The 18956-nt window shown below is 70.8% G+C and carries 13 protein-coding genes; 3 read left to right on the top strand and 10 right to left on the bottom strand.

The genetic code is table 11. The annotated features are described in order from the left end of the window. Nucleotides 1-4 precede the first annotated feature (4 nt). Nucleotides 5-1231 carry a saccharopine dehydrogenase family protein gene (locus ASE20_RS03815; protein WP_056893215.1) on the top strand — a complete coding sequence of 409 codons (1227 nt, stop codon included), beginning with the start codon at nucleotides 5-7 and terminating at the stop codon, nucleotides 1229-1231. Continuing rightward, nucleotides 1228-2604: an NAD(P)/FAD-dependent oxidoreductase gene (locus ASE20_RS03810; protein WP_056893214.1), complete on the top strand. Its 1377-nt coding sequence runs from the start codon at nucleotides 1228-1230 to the stop codon at nucleotides 2602-2604. The genes ASE20_RS03815 and ASE20_RS03810 overlap by 4 nt, the downstream gene beginning before the upstream one ends. 14 nt (nucleotides 2605-2618) lie before the next feature. Here ASE20_RS03810 and ASE20_RS03805 read toward each other — a convergent pair whose 3' ends face one another. Both ASE20_RS03805 and ASE20_RS03800 read right to left on the bottom strand, forming a co-directional pair. After that, nucleotides 2619-3983, bottom strand: coding sequence for an aspartate aminotransferase family protein (locus ASE20_RS03805; RefSeq protein WP_056893213.1), 1365 nt, complete (start codon nucleotides 3981-3983; stop codon nucleotides 2619-2621). 11 nt (nucleotides 3984-3994) lie between these two features. Then, the gene (locus ASE20_RS03800) at nucleotides 3995-5485 is read right to left on the bottom strand and encodes a CoA-acylating methylmalonate-semialdehyde dehydrogenase (RefSeq protein ID WP_056893212.1); all 1491 of its coding nucleotides are present in this window, start codon (nucleotides 5483-5485) and stop codon (nucleotides 3995-3997) included. A 59-nt stretch (nucleotides 5486-5544) separates the two neighbouring features. On the opposite strand from ASE20_RS03800, the gene ASE20_RS03795 reads away from it, so the two are divergent. Then, the gene (locus ASE20_RS03795; RefSeq protein ID WP_162261035.1) at nucleotides 5545-6891 is read left to right on the top strand and encodes a PLP-dependent aminotransferase family protein; all 1347 of its coding nucleotides are present in this window, start codon (nucleotides 5545-5547) and stop codon (nucleotides 6889-6891) included. Here ASE20_RS03795 and ASE20_RS03790 read toward each other — a convergent pair whose 3' ends face one another. The 8 genes from ASE20_RS03790 to ASE20_RS03755 form a co-directional block, all read right to left on the bottom strand. Beyond that, a complete protein-coding gene (locus tag ASE20_RS03790; protein WP_056893210.1) occupies nucleotides 6892-7473 on the bottom strand; it encodes a zeta toxin family protein in 582 nt (193 codons plus the stop codon). Then, a complete protein-coding gene (locus ASE20_RS03785) occupies nucleotides 7470-7811 on the bottom strand; it encodes a TA system antitoxin ParD family protein (RefSeq protein ID WP_200954856.1) in 342 nt (113 codons plus the stop codon). The genes ASE20_RS03790 and ASE20_RS03785 overlap by 4 nt, the downstream gene beginning before the upstream one ends. 42 nt (nucleotides 7812-7853) lie before the next feature. Further along, nucleotides 7854-9005, bottom strand: coding sequence for a DUF3322 and DUF2220 domain-containing protein (locus ASE20_RS03780; protein ID WP_162261034.1), 1152 nt, complete (start codon nucleotides 9003-9005; stop codon nucleotides 7854-7856). Next, nucleotides 9002-12451: an ATP-binding protein gene (locus tag ASE20_RS03775; RefSeq protein ID WP_056893208.1), complete on the bottom strand. Its 3450-nt coding sequence runs from the start codon at nucleotides 12449-12451 to the stop codon at nucleotides 9002-9004. Before ASE20_RS03775 ends, ASE20_RS03780 begins: the two co-directional genes overlap by 4 nt. Next, nucleotides 12448-13149 carry a DUF4194 domain-containing protein gene (locus tag ASE20_RS03770; RefSeq protein ID WP_056893207.1) on the bottom strand — a complete coding sequence of 234 codons (702 nt, stop codon included), beginning with the start codon at nucleotides 13147-13149 and terminating at the stop codon, nucleotides 12448-12450. The genes ASE20_RS03775 and ASE20_RS03770 overlap by 4 nt, the downstream gene beginning before the upstream one ends. Beyond that, on the bottom strand, nucleotides 13146-14651 hold the full coding sequence (locus tag ASE20_RS03765) for a DUF3375 domain-containing protein (RefSeq protein WP_056893206.1): 1506 nt from the start codon (nucleotides 14649-14651) through the stop codon (nucleotides 13146-13148). The genes ASE20_RS03770 and ASE20_RS03765 overlap by 4 nt, the downstream gene beginning before the upstream one ends. Before the next feature lie 123 nt (nucleotides 14652-14774). After that, nucleotides 14775-17111 (bottom strand): DUF262 domain-containing protein, encoded by a 2337-nt coding sequence (locus tag ASE20_RS03760; RefSeq protein ID WP_056893205.1) that lies wholly within the window; start codon nucleotides 17109-17111, stop codon nucleotides 14775-14777. Continuing rightward, nucleotides 17108-18907: a DUF262 domain-containing protein gene (locus ASE20_RS03755; protein ID WP_164483663.1), complete on the bottom strand. Its 1800-nt coding sequence runs from the start codon at nucleotides 18905-18907 to the stop codon at nucleotides 17108-17110. Before ASE20_RS03755 ends, ASE20_RS03760 begins: the two co-directional genes overlap by 4 nt. Between the last annotated feature and the right edge of the window lie 49 nt (nucleotides 18908-18956).

The raw sequence follows: 18956 nt of genomic DNA, 5'->3' as shown, positions 1-18956 counted from the left end.
GGCCATGAGGATCCTGCTGGTCGGCGCCGGCGGCGTCGGCGGTGCCTTCGCCGCGATCGCTGCCCGCCGCGACTTCTTCGAGGCGATCGTCGTCGCGGACTTCGACCTGGCGCGCGCCGAGCGGGCCGCCGCGACCGATCCCCGGTTCACCGCGGCCCGGGTCGACGCCTCCTCCGCGGAGTCGGTGACGGCGTTGTGCCGCACGCACCGGATCAGCCACGTGATGAACGCGGTCGACCCGGTCTTCGACATGCCGGTCTTCAACGGGGCCTTCGCTGCCGGCGCGGACTACCTCGACATGGCGATGTCGCTGTCGAGGCCGCACCCCGAGGCGCCGTACGAGAGGACGGGGGTCAAGCTGGGCGACGAGCAGTTCGAGGTCGCCGGGGCCTGGGAGCAGGCGGGCCGGCTGGCGCTGGTCGGCATCGGCGTGGAGCCGGGCCTGTCCGACGTCTTCGCGCGGTACGCCGCCGACCACCTGTTCTCGGAGATCGACGAGCTCGGGACCCGCGACGGCGCGAACCTGGTCGTCACCGACGACGACGGCAACGAGGTCTTCGCCCCGTCGTTCTCGATGTGGACCACGATCGAGGAGTGCCTCAACCCGCCGGTCGTCTGGGAGAAGACGGTGTCGAATCCCGGGGGCGGCTGGTTCACGACTCCCCCGTTCAGCGAGCCGGAGGTGTTCGACTTCCCCGAGGGCATCGGGCCCGTGGAGTGCGTCAACGTGGAGCACGAGGAGGTGCTCCTCATGCCCCGCTGGATCGACTGCAGGCGGGCGACCTTCAAGTACGGCCTGGGCGCGGAGTTCATCACCATCCTGAAGGTGCTGCACACGCTCGGGCTCGACCGGACCGAGAAGGTGACGGTGAAGGGGGTCGAGGTGTCGCCGCGCGACGTGGTCGCCGCGGTGCTGCCCGATCCCGCGACGATCGGCCCCCGGATGACGGGCAAGACCTGCGCCGGCCTCTGGGTGACCGGCACCGGCAAGGATGGGGCGCCGCGCTCGACGTACCTCTACCACGTGGTCGACAACGAGTGGTCGATGCGCGAGTACGGCCACCAGTGCGTGGTCTGGCAGACCGCGGTCAACCCGGTCGTCGCCCTGGAGCTGCTCGCCACCGACGTGTGGCAGGGCGCCGGGGTGCTGGGCCCCGAGGCCTTCGACGCGGTGCCCTTCCTCGACCTGCTGACGGAGTACGGCGCACCGTGGGGACAGCGCGAGCAGTGAGTCCCTCCGAAGCCCACGCCCGCGCCGACGCCGCTGCACCCCGGGTGCTGTGGCTCGACACGCCCGGCCGCCCTGCCCCGCGCCCGGCCGTCACCGCGCCGCTGGACGTCGACCTGCTCGTCGTCGGCGGTGGCTTCACCGGCCTGTGGACGGCGTTGGGAGCGCTCGAGCGCGAGCCCGGCCGCTCGGTCCTCGTCGTCGAGCGCGACCGGATCGCCGAGCAGGCCACCGGCCGCAACGGCGGCTTCTGCGAGGCCAGCCTGACCCACGGCGAGGACAACGGCCGCGACCGCTGGCCCGACGAGTACGACGAGCTGGAGCGGCTCGGGCTCGAGAACCTCGCGGCGATCGAGGCCGCGGTGGCGCGCCACGGCATCGACTGCGACTTCCGGCGCAGCGGGCAGCTCTCCGTCGCGACGCGTGCGCACGAGGTGCCGGGGCTGGAGCCGTCGACCGACGGCTTCCTCGACGCCCCCGCCGTGCGCGCACTCGTCGACTCCCCCACCTACCTCGCCGGCCGCCTCGACGCCGAGGGGTGCGCGATGGTCGACCCGGCCCGCCTCGCCTGGGGCCTCGCCGACGCGGTCGAGTCGCTCGGCGGGCGGGTCGCGGAGGGCACCTCGATCACCCGGCTGCGCCGGCGGTCGGGTGCCGTCGAGGCCACCACCGCCGACGGTACGACGATCCGCGCCCGCCGCGTCGCGATGGCGACCAACGCCTTCCCGGGGCTGCTGCGCCGGGTGTCGGCGCGCGTCGTACCGGTCTACGACCACGTGCTCGCGACCGAGCCGCTCACGGCCGAGCAGCTCGCGTCGGTGGGGTGGGAGGCGCGCTGCGGGGTCGCCGACTCCGGCAACCTCTTCCACTACTACCGGCTGACCGCGGACGACCGCATCCTCTGGGGCGGGTACGACGCCGTCTACCACTTCGGCCGCGGCATCTCCCCCGAGCACGAGCAGCGGCCCGCCACCCACCGGGTCCTCGCGGAGCACTTCTACGAGACCTTCCCGCAGCTCGCCGACGTCGGCTTCTCGCACCGCTGGGGCGGCGTGATCGACACCTGCACCCGCTTCTGCGCCTTCTTCGGCACGGCCCGGCGCGGCCGGGTCGCCTACGCCGCCGGCTTCACCGGGCTCGGCGTCGGCGCCTCCCGCTTCGCGGCCGAGGTGATGCTCGACCTGCTCGCCGGCGCGGACACCGAGCGCACCCGGCTCGCCATGGTCCGCGACAAGCCGTTGCCGTTCCCCCCGGAGCCGCTGGCCTGGACCGGCATCCAGCTCACCCGGTGGGCGTCCGCCCGAGCGGACGCCACCGGGCGCCGGAACCTGTGGTTGCGGACGCTGGACCGGCTGGGGCTGGGCTTCGACTCCTGACCTTCTCCGGCGGTTCAGGCGCCGGTGTAGTGCTCGTCCGCGAGGTCGAGCGCCCTGTCCAGCACCGCGATCCCGGCGAGGGCGTCCTCGTCGGAGATCGTGCACGGCGGGACGACGTGCGTCCGGTTGAAGTGCACGAACGGCCACAGCCCTTCAGCCTTGCAGGCCGCGGCGAAGGCGGCCATCGGGGCGGCATCGGCGCCGGAGGCGTTGAACGGGACGAGGGGCTCGCGCGTCGTACGGTCGCGGACCAGCTCGAGGGCCCAGAAGGCCCCCAGGCCGCGGACCTCGCCGACGCTCGGGTGCTTCTCGGCGAGGGCACGCAGGGCAGGCCCGAAGACCTCGTCGCCGAGGCGGCGGGCATTCTCGACGACCTTCTCCTCGCGCATCACCTGGATGCTGGCGACCGCGGACGCGCAGGCCAGCGGGTGGCCGGAGTAGGTCAGGCCGCCGGGGAACGCGCGGTCGGCGAAGGTGGCCGCGATCCGCTCGGAGATCACGACGCCGCCGAGGGGGACGTAGCCGGAGTTCACGCCCTTCGCGAACGTGATGAGGTCCGGTACGACGCCCCACCGGTCGACCGCGAACCACTCGCCGCACCGGGCGAAGCCCGCCATCACCTCGTCGGCGATCATCACGATGCCGAACTCGTCGCAGAGCGCGCGGACGCCGGCGAGGTAGCCGTCGGGCGGGACGAGGATGCCGTTGGTGCCGACCACGGTCTCGAGCACGATCGCGGCGATGGTCTGCGGACCCTCGACGGCGACCAGGTCGCGCAGGTGCGACAGCGCGCGCTCGCACTCCTCGGCCTCGGTGCTCGCGTGGAAGGCCGAGCGGTAGAGGTACGGACCCCAGTAGCGGACCACGCCGGAGATGCCGGGCTCGGAGGCCCAGCGACGCGGGTCGCCCGTCAGCGCGATCGCGCCGGCGGTGGCGCCGTGGTAGCTGCGGTAGGCGGCCAGCACCTTGTGGCGGCCGGTGTGGACGCGGGCCATCCGGATCGCGTTCTCGTTGGCCTCGGCCCCACCGTTGGTGAAGAAGACCTTGTCGAGGTCACCGGGTGCGACCTCGGCGATCAGGCGTGCGGCCTCGGCCCGGACGTCGTTGCCGAAGCCGGGCGCGAGGGTGGCCAGCCGGCCCGCCTGCTCCTGGATGGCGGCGATGATCGCCGGGTGCTGGTGGCCGATGTTGACGTTGACCAGCTGCGAGGAGAAGTCGAGGTACCGCGTGCCGTCGGCGTCCCAGAAGAAGCTGCCCTCCGCGCGGGTGACCGGCAGCGGCGCGATCTGCGCCTGGGCCGACCAGGAGTGGAAGACGTGGGCCTTGTCGAGGCGGCGGATGGTCTCGGCGTCGTACGACGGGAGGAGGCTCTCGCTCATCGTCGGGCTCCTCAACGGGTCCGCGGGAAGCCGAGGTCGACGCTCGACGTGGCCGGGTCCGGCCAGCGCGAGGTGACGACCTTGCCGCGGGTGTAGAAGTTGATGCCCTCGGGGCCGTACATGTGGGTGTCGCCGAACAGCGAGTCCTTCCAGCCGCCGAAGGAGTAGTACGCGACCGGCACCGGGATCGGCACGTTGATGCCGACCATGCCGACCTCGACGTCGAACTGGAACTGCCGGGCTGCGCCGCCGTCGCGGGTGAAGATCGCGGTGCCGTTGGCGTACCGGTTGCCGTTGATCAGCTCGAGGCCCTGCTCGTAGGTCTCGACCCGGACCACGCCGAGGACCGGGCCGAAGATCTCGTCGCGGTAGCAGGTCATGTCGGGCGTGACGTTGTCGAGCAGCGTCGTACCGAGGAAGAAGCCGTCGGCCGGTACGTCGGCGGTGCGGCCGTCGACGACGACGGTCGCGCCCTGCTCCTCGCCGGAGTCGACGTACGACGCGACCTTGTCGCGGTGCTCGCGGGTGATGAGCGGGCCCATGTCGGTGCCGGCGTCCGCCCCGTTGCCCACGACGAGCTTGGGCAGGCGCAGGGCGATGGCCTCGACCAGCGGGTCGGCGATCTCGCCGACGGCGACGGCCACCGAGAGGGCCATGCAGCGCTCGCCGGCCGCGCCGTAGGCGGCGGACACGATCGCGTCGGCGGCGACGTCGAGGTCGGCGTCGGGCAGGACCAGGGCGTGGTTCTTCGCACCGCCGAGGGCCTGGACGCGCTTGCCGTGCGCGGTGCCGGTCTCGTAGATGTACTGCGCGATCGGGGTGGAGCCGACGAAGCTCACCGCGGCGACGTCGGGGTGCGTGAGCAGCGCGTCGACGGCCTCCTTGTCGCCGTGCAGGACGGTGAAGACGCCGTCGGGCAGGCCGGCCTCCTTCCAGAGCTGGGCGAGGAAGAGCGCCGACGACGGGTCCTTCTCGCTGGGCTTGAGGACGAAGGCGTTGCCGCACGCGATGGCGTTGGCGCACATCCACAGCGGCACCATGGCCGGGAAGTTGAAGGGCGTGATGCCGGCGACGACGCCGAGCGGCTGGCGGATGTTGTAGACGTCGACGCCGGTCGCCGCCTGCTCCGAGAAGCCACCCTTGAGCAGCTGCGGGACGCCGGTGGCGAACTCGACGTTCTCCAGGCCGCGGGCGATCTCGCCCAGGGCGTCGGAGTGGACCTTGCCGTGCTCGGCGGTGATGATCCGGGCGAGGTCGTCGGAGCGCTCGTGCAGGAGCTGGCGGAAGGCGAAGAGCACCGCGGCACGCTGCGACAGCGAGGAGCTGCGCCACTGCTGGGCAGCGCTCACCGCGGTCGCGACGGCGGCCGAGACCTCCGCGGTCGAGGCGAGGTCGACCTCGCCGGTGACGGCGCCGGTGGCCGGGTTGTGGACGGCAGCGGTACGACCCGAGGTGCCGGCGACGGTGCGGCCCTCGATCCAGTGCGAGATGCGGGTGCTCATGGTCCGAGGTTATGTTCTGCCATGCCGCCCGACAAAGAGGGTTTTGCTATGTTGCAATCGTGCGCGCCCTGATCTCCGCCCTCGAGACCCGGATGGACGAGCCGACCGCGAAGGGCCTCGCCGCCGCGATCGGCCGGGCCGTCCGCGACGGCGTGCTCTCCCCCGGTGACCGGCTCCCGCCCATCCGCGACCTCGCCCACGAGCTGGCGCTGTCCCCGACGACCGTCAGCGCCGCCTGGGCGCTGCTCACCCGCGCCGGCACCCTGCGCACCGCCGGACGCCGCGGCACGGTCGTCGCCGACACCTCCGCGCCGCGCGCCGGGCGCTACCAGCAGGCCCTCGAGCACCCCGCCGCCTTCCCGCTCGACCTGTCGACCGGCGTACCGGACGAGGAGCTGCTGCCCGCCCTCGGCGATGCGCTCCGGGCGCTGACGACCGCCGGCACCCCGCACTCCTACCTCGACGACCCCGTCCTGCCGGAGCTGCGCACCGCCCTCCTGGCCTCGTGGCCCTACGAGCCGGAGGCGCTGATCGTCGTCGACGGCGCGATGGACGCCCTCGAGCTCGTCCTGCGCCCCCGCATCCAGTACGGCGACCGCGTGGTCGTCGAGCACCCCGGCTTCCCGCCGCTGATCGACCTGCTCGAGGCGTTGGGTGCGGTGGTCGTCGGGGTCTCGCTCGACGACGAGGGCATCCTCCCGTCGGATCTGTCAGCGGCGCTCGCGGAGCCCGTCGCCGCGGTCGTGCTGCAGCCCCGCGCGCAGAACCCGACCGGCATCTCGATGAGCGCCGCACGTGCCGCTGCCCTCGCGGAGCTGCTCGCCGACGGCGACGTGCTGGTCGTCGAGGACGACTCCGCCAGCGCACTCGGCGGCCCGCCGCCCGTCACCCTCGCCGGCTTCCTGCCGGACCGCACGGTGCACGTCCGCAGCTACTCCAAGTCCCACGGCCCCGACCTCCGGCTCGCCGCCGTGAGCGGGCCGGCGCCGGTCATCGACGCGGTGCGGCACCTGCGCCAGCTCGGGCAGGGCTGGAGCAGCCGGCTGCTGCAGCGGATCCTGCTGCACCTGCTGACCGATCCGGAGTCGCGCGCGGAGGTGGACCGCGCGCGTGCGACCTACGCGGCTCGTCGTACCGCGTTCGTGGAGGCGCTGGCCGCCGAGGGCGTCGAGGTCGGCGGCGTCGAGGGCCTCAACGCCTGGGTCCCCGTCCACGACCAGGCCGCGGCACTCGTCCGGCTCGCCAGCCAAGGCATCGGCGTCGCCGCCGGCTCGCCCTTCCAGGTGCTGCCCGACAGCCCCCACGTCCGGGTCACCTGCGGCCTGGTCCGCGAGGACCTCGCCGAGGTGGCGGCAGCGGTGGCGGCGGCTGCCCGCACCGGCGGGTGGGGCAACCGGGCGCGCTGATCAGTCCGCGAGGGCGACGAGAGCCGGAGCGGTCCAGGTCGGCCAGGCCGCGGTCCCGACCAACCGTCCCCGGTCGAGCCTGGCCACCTCGCGGAAGGGGCGAGACGCCGAGGAGTTGTCGTAGAACGTCACGCGGTCCGCCTCCTTGGCCGCCTCTCCCACGAGCTCCCACAGCCGGTCATGGCGCTGGCGGATCTTGTCCTCAGGGACCGCGTGGCCGCCGCGGCGCACACGGTCGGCGACACGGGCAACGCTGAGCTCGACCGGCACCAGGACCACGTGCAGGTGAACGAGGTAACCCCGCGCCACCGCCGCGCGGACGAGCTCGACCTTGCTCGCGTGGCTGAAGACCGTCTCCGTGACGAAGGACCGCCTGGCAGCGAGGAGCTGCTCGCGCCGGAGCGCCGCCAAGCGGGAGGCGTCGTAGGCGTGCGCCGCCTCGTCACCCGGCCACCGGGCGGCAGCCAGGACATCGGCATTCACGAACTCGAGGCCGAGGACAGGGATCAGCACCCTCTCCGCCAGCGTCGACTTCCCCGCACCGTTGGGACCGGCGAGCAGGTGGAGGACCGGCGTGCTCACTCGACCGGCAGGGCGACCACGTTGCCGTCAGCGTCGATCTCCGACCAGGTGTCCCCGGCCGCGCGGAACTCTGCGGCCAGGTCGAGCTCGGCGAGAGCCGACTCGACGCGCTCGTCCCACGCTGCGCGCACGACCGCCTGCTCCGGGTCAGCCAGGGCGTCGTAGGCCCGCTGACCACCGAGTACGCGCGCGATCTCGTCCTGGCTCACGCCGCGGGCGGACTCGAGCTCGCGACCGAGCCGAGCCCAATGGCTCAACTGCTGGGCGGCGCTCCGGCTCATGGCGACGCCCGCGACCCTGGCTGCCTCGAACAGCTGGTCATCGATCCTTGTCGGCATCGTCGCCATGGTCACCACCTCCACGACCAGTGTAGCAATCTGCTACGCACGGCCGAGCCGTAGGACGGCGGCAGCGTCCGCAAGTGGGATCCGCTCCTGCTCGATGCGGCGGTGCCCGGTCCAGTCGGGAGAGCAGAGCGCCTCGTAGAGCTCCCGCTCGCCCGGCTCGAGGTCGACCTCCCGCACTGGCCGGGGCCCCAACCGCGCGCCGTCGTGGTCATGGTCGACGCCGAAGCGCTCCCACCTCCGATAGGACGTCAGGTCCATGAACATCGAGCGTGCCCGCAGGCCGGTGCCACGGAAGGCCGCGAGGATCTCCAGGCCCTTGACGTCCATGTCGCCCCAGTAGACGACGTCCGGGCAGGCGCGCACCCACGGCAGCTGCGGCACGGCGCCGGGTCCGTTGCCGTCTCCCTCGATCGCGATGCCGCCCGCGACGCGCGGGAACTGCTGCGCCGTGTCACGATTCTCCGAGATCAGGACCACCGACGGCCGGTAGGCCACCGTGTGCACGTCACCGACGGTGGCGACGTCGTGGCGCCGGCCGCCGGAGTCGAGATGGTCCGGGTCGAGGTAGGTGAGGTGCACGCGCGAGGGGCGGCCCGGCTCGAGGTCCAGGGACTCCAGGCCGGCGAGCCGACGGACGACGCTGGCGCGTCGGTCGAGCCACTTGGTGCCCATGCCCTCGACCGGCACCTGCCGGGCGGTCAGGCCGGCGGGATGCGGGTCGGCGAACCAGCGGGCGGCGCGGACCACCAGGTCGAAGTCGACGGCCGGGAGCTCGCGGGTGGCGCGCAGCATGCCCGCGGGATCGGCGTGGCCGGGGAAGTCCGCGGCCAGACGCGCGGCACGGGTGCGGGCCTCGTCGAGCCGGTCCGGCCACCCGTCCTGCAGGAGTCGGGCCGCCGTGTCGACGTCGGCGACCCTGAGCGTCGCCGGCAGCGGTTGACCGCTGCCGTACAACGTGGCATCGCGCCAGACGACCTCCACGCCCTCGCCTGCGGTCGCCGCCCAGCCCATCCACTCCGACCGGAGCGGGTGAATGTCCTCCCACGCGTCCGCGAGGCGCCGACCGGTCAGGCCGGAGGAGCCGAGAGCGATCTCCGGTGCCCAGACCGCGCCTGTCACAACCTGGCTCCACGTCTTCTCCAGACGTCTCCCCAGGTCGGCCAGTGCGTCGGCCGGCGACTTCACTCCGGGTCGGCCTCCACGACGTCCGAGATCGGCGTGATCCACGCCTGGTGCGTCTGCGCGTTCTTCGTGATCGCCAGCAGCTCGTCCATGTGCGGCTCGAGACCGGTCACCTTGTCGAGCGGGACGCCGATGATCAGCTGGAACCCGAGCCCCCGCCACGCCTGCACGGCGCGGCCGGCGAACTCGGAGTCCGCCTTCACGAAGCCCTCGTCGAGGAAGACGGGGGCGAACCGCGGCCGCGAGCGCATCTCGTCGCCGAGCCGGAAGCGCAGCGCGGAGCCGACAATGAACGCCACCAGCTCCTGGCTCTCGCCGCCGGACTTCTCCCCCAGCGTCCGGTACGTCGCCCGGACCTCGCCGCTGAGGAAGTCGTAGCGCTCGGCGCTGATCTCCACGTGACGCCGGACGTCGAGGAGCTTGTCGCGCTCGGTCGGGCCGTCGGTGCTGTGCTCCGAGCGGCGCAGCTGGCGCATGAAGCGGCTGAGCTCGGCGAACCTCCGCTCGAGGTCCTCCTCCTTCAGCTCGCTCGTCGTACCGGTCGACAGCTCGCGCAGGTCCTTCATGAACGCCTGCACGTGGGCCGGCGCCAGGCGGCGCAGGCGGATGCGCAGGCGGTCGCCCGAGGCGCCGAACTCCAGGCGCCGCAGGATCGCGTTGATCGGCTCGAGCCGGTCCTCGATCTCCTCGACGCTGGAGGACATCGCGCCGAGGAGGGGCACCAGGTCCTGGCCGCTCCACTCGGTGAGCCGGCGGCGCCACTCGGCGTGGCGGTCGGCGAGGCCCTTGCCGCGGATGTCGTCGAGGATGCGGGCGTAGTCGGCGTACGACTCCACGGTCGCGCCGAGGTTCGGCGACTCCCACGTGAACTTGTAGCTGCGGAAGATGTGCGCGAGGTCCTCGTCGCACCGCTTGATCTCCGCCTCGGCGTCCGCGAGCGCCGTGCGCAGCCGCTCGCCGAGCCGCTGGGAGTTGTTGTTGAAGCGGTCGAGGTCCTCGGGGTCGTCCGGTGCGGCCGCCGCAGCGAAGTCGGCCGCCAGGGCCGCCTCCTGCACCTCGTCGAGGACGACCACGCCGGCGTCCTCGATCGCGAACACCCGGTCCTTGATGGTGTCCTCGGCGTCGTAGAGCTCGCGCTGGTCGTCCTGGAGCTGGTCCTTGCGCTGGTCGAGCGAGAAGCGCTCCTTGCGCGCCTGGCCCAGGTCCGCCTCGAGCTGGTCGATCTGCGCCTGCAGCACCTGGAGCCGGTCGTCGGAGGCCAGGATCGCCGCCCGCCGCTCCTCCAGGTCGGCGATCCGCCGGTCGCTGCCCGCGACGTCGACGTCGTCGAAGCGCACCATCACGATGGCGTCGTAGGCCTTGCGCTGGAGGTCGATCAGGCTGGAACGGCGGCCCAGCTCGGCCAGGCGGCCGTCGATCTCGGCCAGTCGGCTCTCGACCTCGACAAGCTGCGCGTCGATCTCGGCGATCGCGTCCTCGCTGGAGAAGCCGATGATGTTGCGGACGTCGTTGCGACCGTGCGCGCCGCGGCGCCCGTTGCGCGTCTGGCCCGCGAGGGTGACGCGGAAGCCGGGACCGTCGAGGTCGGCGGCGTTGGCGACGCAGAGCGCGTTGCGGGAGGGGTCCTCGACGTGCTGCTGCACCCAGCCCGCGAACGGCGAGTCCTTGAACAGCAGCTTGCCGGCGATCCGCTCGGGGTCGGACGGCCCGGTCTCGGGCAGGTCGAGCTCGACGCCCTGGAAGGTCAGCCGGGCCGGCAGGCGCAGCTCGTCGATCGCGGACGAGAAGTCCTGCAGCCGGTCGAGCGGCACCAGCATCATCCGGGCGCTGCCGCCCAGCACCGTCTCGACCGCGGTGCGCCAGCGCGCCTCCTCGGGCGCGACGTCGATCAGCTCGGCGACGAACGGCAGCTCGTCGACCGACAGCCCGCTCGCGCGGGCGACGGCGGTGCGCAGGTCGTGGAGGTACGACGGCACGCGGCCCGCGCGGCTCTCCAGCGAGGCCCGCTCCTGCTTGAGCACCGACTGCTCCTGCGTGAGCGGGAACTGCTGCTCGCGCAGCACGGTCTCCCGCTCGGCCTGGAGACGCTTCTGCTCCTTCTCGCCCGCGACGACTCGCTCGCGGGCCTGCTCCTGGAGCACCGTGAAGGCGCCGGCGTCCTCCACGGCGGCCTCGAGGTCGGGCGGGTCGATGTCGGGCAGGCCGATCAGCGGGTAGACCCGGTCCTCGAGCTCGGCGAGCCGGTTGCCGCGCTCGACCCGCAGGTTGCGCTCCGCGTCGGCGAGCGCGGCCAACCGCTGCAGGTCGCCGCCGCCCGCGTCACGGTGCGCCTCCTTGGCGGCGTCGAGGTCGCCCGCCAGCTGCAACTCGGCCGCCTGCGCGGACGCGAGTGCCTGCACGGTGGCTGCACGCGCGTCACGGTTCGCGGCCACCGCGGACTCGATCAGGCGCAGGTGCGTGCGCAGGAGCCAGTACCTCAGCGGCGTCTGGTCGCCGGCCTGCGTGATGCCGTAGGAGTCCAGCTCGTCGAGACGCCTCGCGGCCGCCGTACGACGCTCGTACATGTCGGTGATCGGCTCGAGCAGCTCGAGCTTCTGCTGCTCGGTGCGCATCGCCGCGTGGGCTGCGTCGAGGTCGTCGAAGTGCTCGATCGCACGGTCGGCGGCGGCATAGGTCGCCGGCCGCTCGAGCACCATGTCCTTGTAGAGCTCGTCGACGCTGCGCACCTGGTTGCCGGCCTGGATCCGCGCCAGCAGGCGCAGCGCCTTGCCGCCGTCACCGTTGGCGCCGATGCCGAGCCGGGCGTGCAGGACGGCGGAGAACTCGGCGTACGTGCGGTGGACGCGGATGCCGGGAAAGAGCTTCTTGAGCGTGTTGGCGTGGAACTTCTCGGGGACGGCGGCCTCGAGCTTGTCGAGCGGGAGGGTGCCCTCGTGGGTCCACATCTGCATGTGGACGTCGCTGGAGCGCGCGGCGCGGCGCGGGACGTAGTAGGTGCGCAGCGCCGTGAACCGGCCGCCCTGGTCGCTGACGAAGGTCATCGCAACCGCGCCCCACGTGTCGGCGCCCTTGCCGCGCAGCAGCTTCTCGACCGGACGGCCCGTCTTCGGGTCGTCGATCACGTCGACGGCGCCCCGCAGGTACGACAGCAGATTGCGCTGCCCGACGCTGCGCGCCCGGCCGGCGACGGCGTCGTTGGACGCACCGTTGAACTTGGTGTCCGAGGGCATCATCAGCGCGGTGTAGGCGTCGAGGATGGTGCTCTTGCCGACGCCGGAGGCGCCGGAGATCATCGTCGCCTCACCCGCCAGCGGCACGGTCGTGAGGCCGCCGAAGCCGCCCCAGTTGACCAGCTGCAGCAGGGAGGCACGCCACTGGACGGTGTCGTCGGCAGGGACGGCGACGACCTCCTCGGCGAACAGGCCGGACACGGCCTCGTCGACACTCACTCGTCGTTCTCCTCGTCGAACAGGTCGGCGTCGGCGTCCTCGGGGGCCGCCTCTGCCGACTCGGTGCCGTTGGCCTTCTGCAGCGCCTCGAGCAGCTCCTGCAGCAGCTCGAGCGGCAGCAGTGGCTCGACGGCCTCGCTGATCTCGAAGCGGTCCTCGGAGGCGGTGCCGATCAGCAGGCCGGCCTTGGCCACGCTGAGGACGGCGTTGCGGGCACGCTTCTCGTCGCCGGACTCGTCGGTCGCGTGGGTGGGGCGGTAGCTGGCGACGTAGTCGATGATGTCGTCGCGGTCGACGTAGACCCGCAGGTCGCCGCCGGCCTGGCCGGCGCGCAACCGGTCGCGCAGGTGGACCAGCACGAGGGTCTCCTCGCGCGTCCACGACGTGTCGTGGAGCAGGGTCGGGAAGCGGCCGCCGCCCTCGGGCGAGGCCTGGCGCTTCCACGCGACCTCGCGGTCACGGTCGATCTGCAGGTCGAGGAAGAGGTCGTTGAGGCGCGATCGGAGCAGCTGCTCGTGCTCCCGGAGCGTGTCGTAGTCGCGGGGGTGCGTGCGGGCGCTGATGAACCGCTGCTTGAGCAGCGCGACGAGCGCCTGGCGCTGGACGTAGTCGAGGCCGCCCTCGTCGCCCTCGAACAGGGACACCGACGTCTCGTCGATGACCTCGTCGTACTCCACCTCGTCGGTGTCGACACTCATGCGTTGGACTCCTCCGGAGCAGGGACACGGTCAAGGTCGGGGTCCGGCAGCGGGGTGCGCGGCACCGCGAAGGTCCGCTGCGACCCGTCCGGACGTACGGCGGCGAAGGCCTCCAGCGCGTCGGCCTCGGTGCGCAGGTCGCGGTTGGCGGCGAGGTGCAGCAGGCCGAAGATCTCCACCGGGCGGCGCAACGCCGGCTCGAGCGACTCGAACAGCTCGCCCAGCGAGCCCGCCGGCAGCAGGTCGCGCAGGGCGTCGTCGAGCCGCTCGCGCAGCGAGCCCAGCTGGGGCCCGCCCTGCGCCATCAGCTCCGCCAGCGAGAGGCCCGGCGCGTCGGCGGGATCGGCCGCGCTGATCCGGTCGGGCAGCACGTCGTCGGCCGGGTCGTAGAAGCGCTCGCGCAGGTGGTCGATGCCGACCCGGCTCGGCAGCAGGCTGACGTCATGGGTGGCGCGCGGTCCGGTCTCGGCCATCCAGGTCATCAGCTCGGACTCGACCTGGCGCAGGGTCTGCTCCAGCTCACGGTCGCGCGCCGCGTCGTGGGAGACGATGTACTCCTTGAGCGTCGCCGTCACCCGGCTGCGCTGCGCCAGCACCCGGTCGAGGCCGTCGCGGACCAGGCGCACGGTCCCCCGCAGCTCGGCCCGGTCGGCGTCACCGAGGATGCCGTCGGACAGGGGGTGCTCGAGCAGCGCGGTCAGGTCCTCGCGCAGCTGGGTCACGAGCGCGTCGTCGCGCAACAGCGTGAACGCCCCCTCGAACGCCCGGCCCTCGTGGGTCGCGGTCATCAGCGCGTCAGCCCGCGCGAGGTACTCGTCGATCACCTCGCCCGCCGGCCGGTCCTCAGCGCGGAAGGCCCCCAGGATCTCGGCCCGGATGGTCGCGAACCGCTCCTCCACCCGCGCGAAGTCGCTCGGCAGCGCGCTGATCAGCGACAGCAGCTCGGTGAACCCCTCGACCATGTAGTCCTCGGTGGCGCTCACCATCTCGGCGCCGTCGACGAGCCGGTCGCGCTCCTCCTTCAGCCGCGCGATCTCCTCGTTGAGCAGGGTCACCCGTGCCCCACGGTCGGGGTTCGCCTCGGAGTTGAAGCGTCGTACGGTGCCGAGGATGGTGGCGATCCGGTGCTCGCTGAGCGTCGCCCGGTCACGCGCGAGGTTCTTGACCAGCTCCAGCGCCTGCTGCGCGTGCGAGGTCAGCGAGTAGACCTCGTTGCCCTGCTCGTCGAGCGAGCGGACCAGCCACTGCCCCCGCATCCAGCGCTGGCAGATCTCCTTGCCGGTGCCGTTCGGCACCTCCCCCTCCCCCACGAGCCGGATCTCGGCGAGGTGCTCCTCGACCTGGGTGTGCAACCGCGCCGTCGGGATCGGCTTGTTGTTGCGCCCGAAGGCGGCCCGGAAGATCGTGATGACGACGGGCGCCTGGCGCTGGTGAAGCAGGGTGAGGGTCGGCTGCGCGAAGGCGCCCTTGACGCGCGCCAGCTCGCCGGCGATGTCGCTCACTGCTGCTCCCCACCCTTCGGGTCGGCGGTCGTCTGGTGTGCAAGGGGAAGGGCCAGCATTCCAGAGGGGTGGGACGGAACCCGCGCGCACCCCCCGTTGGCAGGTCAGGCGTTCAGCCGGGCCTCACAGCCCAGCGTCGATGAGCGCGCGAATGATGTCGGAGCCATGCTGGATCCGATCTTCTGCATCCGGCCCGGTCACCTCACTCGACGCCTTCGGCACCGTGACCAGGACACGCGATTCATCCTCGCCGATCGCCACCGCGCCCAGGTCGAACGCCGCGGGTGCGAACACATGGTTCTGGCCGCCGGCCGGCGGCGCGAGCAACTCGAACCCCGCGGGGACGCAGCGAACACCGGTCCTGCTCGCAGAGAGGAGCATCCACCGAGGATCCCATTCGTAGCCGCTGAACGACGGTCGGACGACGGTGTCGGGAGCACCAAGTTCGTGGTAGATCGTCAACAGGTAGGGGTCGTGGAAGTAGGCATTGCGATACTTCTTGCCTCCCGGGAGGTTTGTCAGGCTGAAGCCCATGGTGCGTCCGTGGGCGTAGTACAAGCCTGATGCTCCCTCGCGCATGTGCCGGTACTTGACGACGTAGTACCGCCAGTCGAAGCTGCTGGACTCCTCGCGGGCTTGGAGCCACGTGGCCTGCAACTGCTCGAGCGTGACCGGGAGCGGAGTGTCCGATGAGGCGACAGCGTCGAGCAGGTCGGCGAGCACGGCGCACGTGCCGCTCGCCTGCGGCCGCGAGCGGCCAACGAGCACCTCCCGCCACGTATCGCTGTACTTCGCGTCCCAGGTGCCGAACTGGAACGACTCCGAGTCGTCGAGCGTTCCGTTGCGCTGACGCGGCCATTGGTAGTCGCCGAAGGTGAGGAGCGCGCCCGTCAGGTCCCACCAGAGACTCGGGTCACCCATCAGCTGCTCGAAGACGGCCACGCGAGCAGGAAGTGCCTCAGCATCCAGCTCGAACGCCGTCGTGGAACCCTTGAGGAGAGCATGGTCCTCCAGACGATGGATCTCCGTGGCAAGTGCGGGATGCGTCTCAAGGAAGGCCCGTTTGTCCTGCTCATCCTCGATCTGAGCGACGGCGAAGGTGTTGCCAGCCTCGGGGAGTTCTCCGTGCAGGACCAGAGCACGAGAATCCGCGAGCAGCCTCGGCATCCGCTCGGCGCGCATCTCGTACTGCGAGCCCTCGACCAAGTTGCGCAGTGTGCGAAGGCGCCCCGGAAACTCGTGCTCGTGGTCGTCCGGCGCGTCGGCAAGGCTCAGTACGACGGCGTAGAGGAGCAGGGTCTGGCCGAAGGTGAACAGGCGATTGCCGCCACCTGCGGTATCGCCGTACCTACGGCACGCCGCATGGAACAAGTTGATCTCGGGATCCCTGAAGAACAGGGGAAGCCCGCCGGCACCGGCTGCCGCAGCAGGTTCTGCGAAGAGCTTTGCGAACGTCTCGTCGACGTCCCGGCCCTGCCAGACGTCGAAGGCGGCGAACAGGAAGCTCAGGTTGTCAGCAGCCGACGGGTTGTTGGCACCATAGACGTTCGTCGCCCGCTGGAGCCGGGTCATCTCGCCTGCACCACCGGGAGTCAGGTCGCCTCGCCATTCGCACACCTCGGTCACGAAGTCGAAGTAGCGCAGGAACTCGTCGTCGACGAGGTCGTCGTCCCCGCGGTACGCCCACAGGACGTCGGACCACACTGTGTCCGCCCGCAGCGCGAACTCGGCACTCTTGTCCGACCACTCGATGACCTTCTCGAACCGGGCCTTGAAGTTCTCGAAATCTGTCAGCGGCTTCCCGCGCGAGTTCATCTTCACGTAGAGGTCCTCAGCCGAGCCCATGTCGGGCAGCGGGAGGAGGTGGAAGGAGATCGCGGGCTCGTCCGGGTCCGTGAGGCGCTGCCAGGCGAGACCTGCATCAACGTCCGCAAATGTCTCGTCGATCGCGTCGAGCATGACCAGCATCGAGTTGATGGTCGGGTCGTAGCGCCACACGAACAGGTACCACGGCTGGTCCTGGACCCACTCGGACAACCGACTTGCACCAAGGGGTGGCGTGGACGCGACCAGCCGCTGGCAGAAACGGCGTGCGCTCGGACGGGTCTCGTAGGTGAACCGTGTCCATCCGAGGTCGTCACCGAGTTGGCCGGTGCGCGCCGCGAGGTACCAGTGCAGGAGGAAGAGCGTGGTGAGTCGTTGCTGTCCGTCGAGCGGTTGGAGCGTGCCGTCCGCCTTGAGCTCCCCGTAGACGAAGTCAAGACTTGCGGGCTTCGGCGCGCTTCCAGCGAGCGCCTCACGCAAGTACTCGAGGAAACGGGCGCGGATGTCGTCGATCTTCTCCCCCCGCCGTCCCTGGGCGTAGTCGCGCTGGATCAGCGGAATCTCGACGCGCGTGATCACCGCACCGTGCGCCGTGTCCGGCTCGAACATCCGGGTGAAGGACTCGATACGGCTCACGACGCGAGCTCCGTCTGGGTCGAGGGCAGAAGATAGGGGGCGAGCTCTCGCTCGACGGCCTCCACGTAGGCCAGCCGATCCTGGAGGCTCCAGAAGTGAAGCTGTTGCACGTGGCGATCCGTGTAGTACTTGAGGAAGACGTTGCGGGTGCAGACCGGGATGTAGGAACCGGCACGATCGAGCTCGAGGACGCGTTGCCGTTTCACCTCGAACACCGCGTTGTTGAGCACGCTGTTGTCGTTGCGCTCCAGCAGAGCGAGGTTGCTCAGTGCGTGCTCTTCGGGAACTCCGGCTGTCTCTGGCGGCGCGTAAATCGCGCGGAGTTCGGTCTCGAGCACCTGGAACTTCTCGAGCGTGATCCCCTGCAACGCCTCGTCGATCCGGTTCGTGAGGTCGTCCACCTCGCCAGGGGTCAGGTCGGGCATCCCCGACAGCGCGTCCCGATGCTGTCGGAGCCACGTCGTCCACTGCTCCGCGGTGTTGAGACCGTCCGAGTTCTGTGCGTGGATGTGCTCCAGCGACCAGGTCCGCGCGGCGTAGGTGTGGAACGAGAACCGCTCGGTCGACCCCGTGATCTTTCGCACGGCTTCCACGTTCATCAACAAGAGAGCTCGTTTGATCCGTGCGTCATCCTCACCGTAGGCAAGGCTGCGCAGGTCTTGGGCGGTCATGCGCAAGCCCACGCCACTGCCAGCAGCGATCATCGTGTCGAGCCGGTCGATGAACTGACTCCGGGTCGCCGATTCGGCGAGACCGAGCACGATCTCGAAGGGAAGACGGCAGGCAGTCAGATACCCGATCTTGTGGAAGGTCTCCCGCTCCTCGAACCACCCGGCGACCAACGAATGGAGATCGACGACGTGGTCCCACAGGTGCGCAGCGCCCTCGCCGTCCTTCACCTCGTGATCGCACAGCACGCCCTTCAACTCACCCGCCTCGACGACGGCACGTCGGAGGGTCTCGAACGTGTGGAAACTCGGGCGGTCTCGGCCGCGAAGTGGCTTCAGGCCGTCGCTCGCCCGGATCCGGTCGGAGATCTGGTCGGCGATCGTGTCGAGGAGGAGGCTGATGTGGGTCGCCTCCTCATCCGACCTCGCCGTGAGGAATGCCCACAGCTCAGGATCACGCAGGTCCCTCTCGATCGCGTCCCACTCTGCCGCAACGCTCAGCGCGCGGTCGGTCCCATCCATCTCTCTGCTCCGTGACAGCAGGAGGGCCTTCACCAACTCCGCGTCCGTCAACGGGATGCGGCCGGTGTTGAGGTCGGTGAACAGCTTGACAGCCTCGGTCTCCGCCGGCGCCTCGTACCAGATCACTTTGACTCTCCGCGACAGAGCCGAATAGATCTCGAATGCCGAGGTCGACGGGTCTTCCTGACCGTCGAGCCATTCCCCGATGGCCTTCCACGCCTCGTACATGTGAAAGAAGTCGATGTTCTCGTTTGCAGTCGCTTCGTCCGGTTCCAGCAGAAACTTCTCACTCTGCGGCCTGGTCTCGTACTCGATCGTGTACTTCACGTCGGCCATCGGGACGTACTTCTTGAAATACCGAACGATCAGGGCGAGGGTCGTCAACCGTTGCTGTCCGTCGATCAGCTCCCAACGACCGTCAACCATCGCCTTCACGACGATGGGCTGCAGGTAATAGGTGACCGTGCCGCTGTCGTTGATGTCCTGGAGGAGACGCGCCACCTCGAGCCCGGTCCACCGGTAGCCGCGCTGATAACGAGGCACGAAGAAGCTCCCCGAGATCTTGCCGACCTCCCGTCCCTCGAAGGCCCCTGCGTCGTCCGTCATCTGTGTCTCCTTCAACCCGGCAGGCCCGACGAGCGACTCCGTGCGGCCT

The sequence above is a fragment of the Nocardioides sp. Root240 genome, from assembly GCF_001428825.1.
Lineage (GTDB): Bacteria > Actinomycetota > Actinomycetes > Propionibacteriales > Nocardioidaceae > Nocardioides.
This window is presented reverse-complemented; position numbering and strand designations above follow the sequence as displayed.

What these genes read in the sequence shown, in the direction of transcription:
- ASE20_RS03815 (WP_056893215.1), top strand. Translation starts at nt 5, where the DNA reads ATGAGGATCCTGCTGGTCGGCGCCGGCGGCGTCGGCGGTGCCTTCGCC.
- ASE20_RS03805 (WP_056893213.1), bottom strand. Translation starts at nt 3,983, where the DNA reads ATGAGCGAGAGCCTCCTCCCGTCGTACGACGCCGAGACCATCCGCCGC.
- ASE20_RS03800 (WP_056893212.1), bottom strand. Translation starts at nt 5,485, where the DNA reads ATGAGCACCCGCATCTCGCACTGGATCGAGGGCCGCACCGTCGCCGGC.
- ASE20_RS03785 (WP_200954856.1), bottom strand. Translation starts at nt 7,811, where the DNA reads ATGCCGACAAGGATCGATGACCAGCTGTTCGAGGCAGCCAGGGTCGCG.
- ASE20_RS03770 (WP_056893207.1), bottom strand. Translation starts at nt 13,149, where the DNA reads ATGAGTGTCGACACCGACGAGGTGGAGTACGACGAGGTCATCGACGAG.
- ASE20_RS03755 (WP_164483663.1), bottom strand. Translation starts at nt 18,907, where the DNA reads ATGACGGACGACGCAGGGGCCTTCGAGGGACGGGAGGTCGGCAAGATC.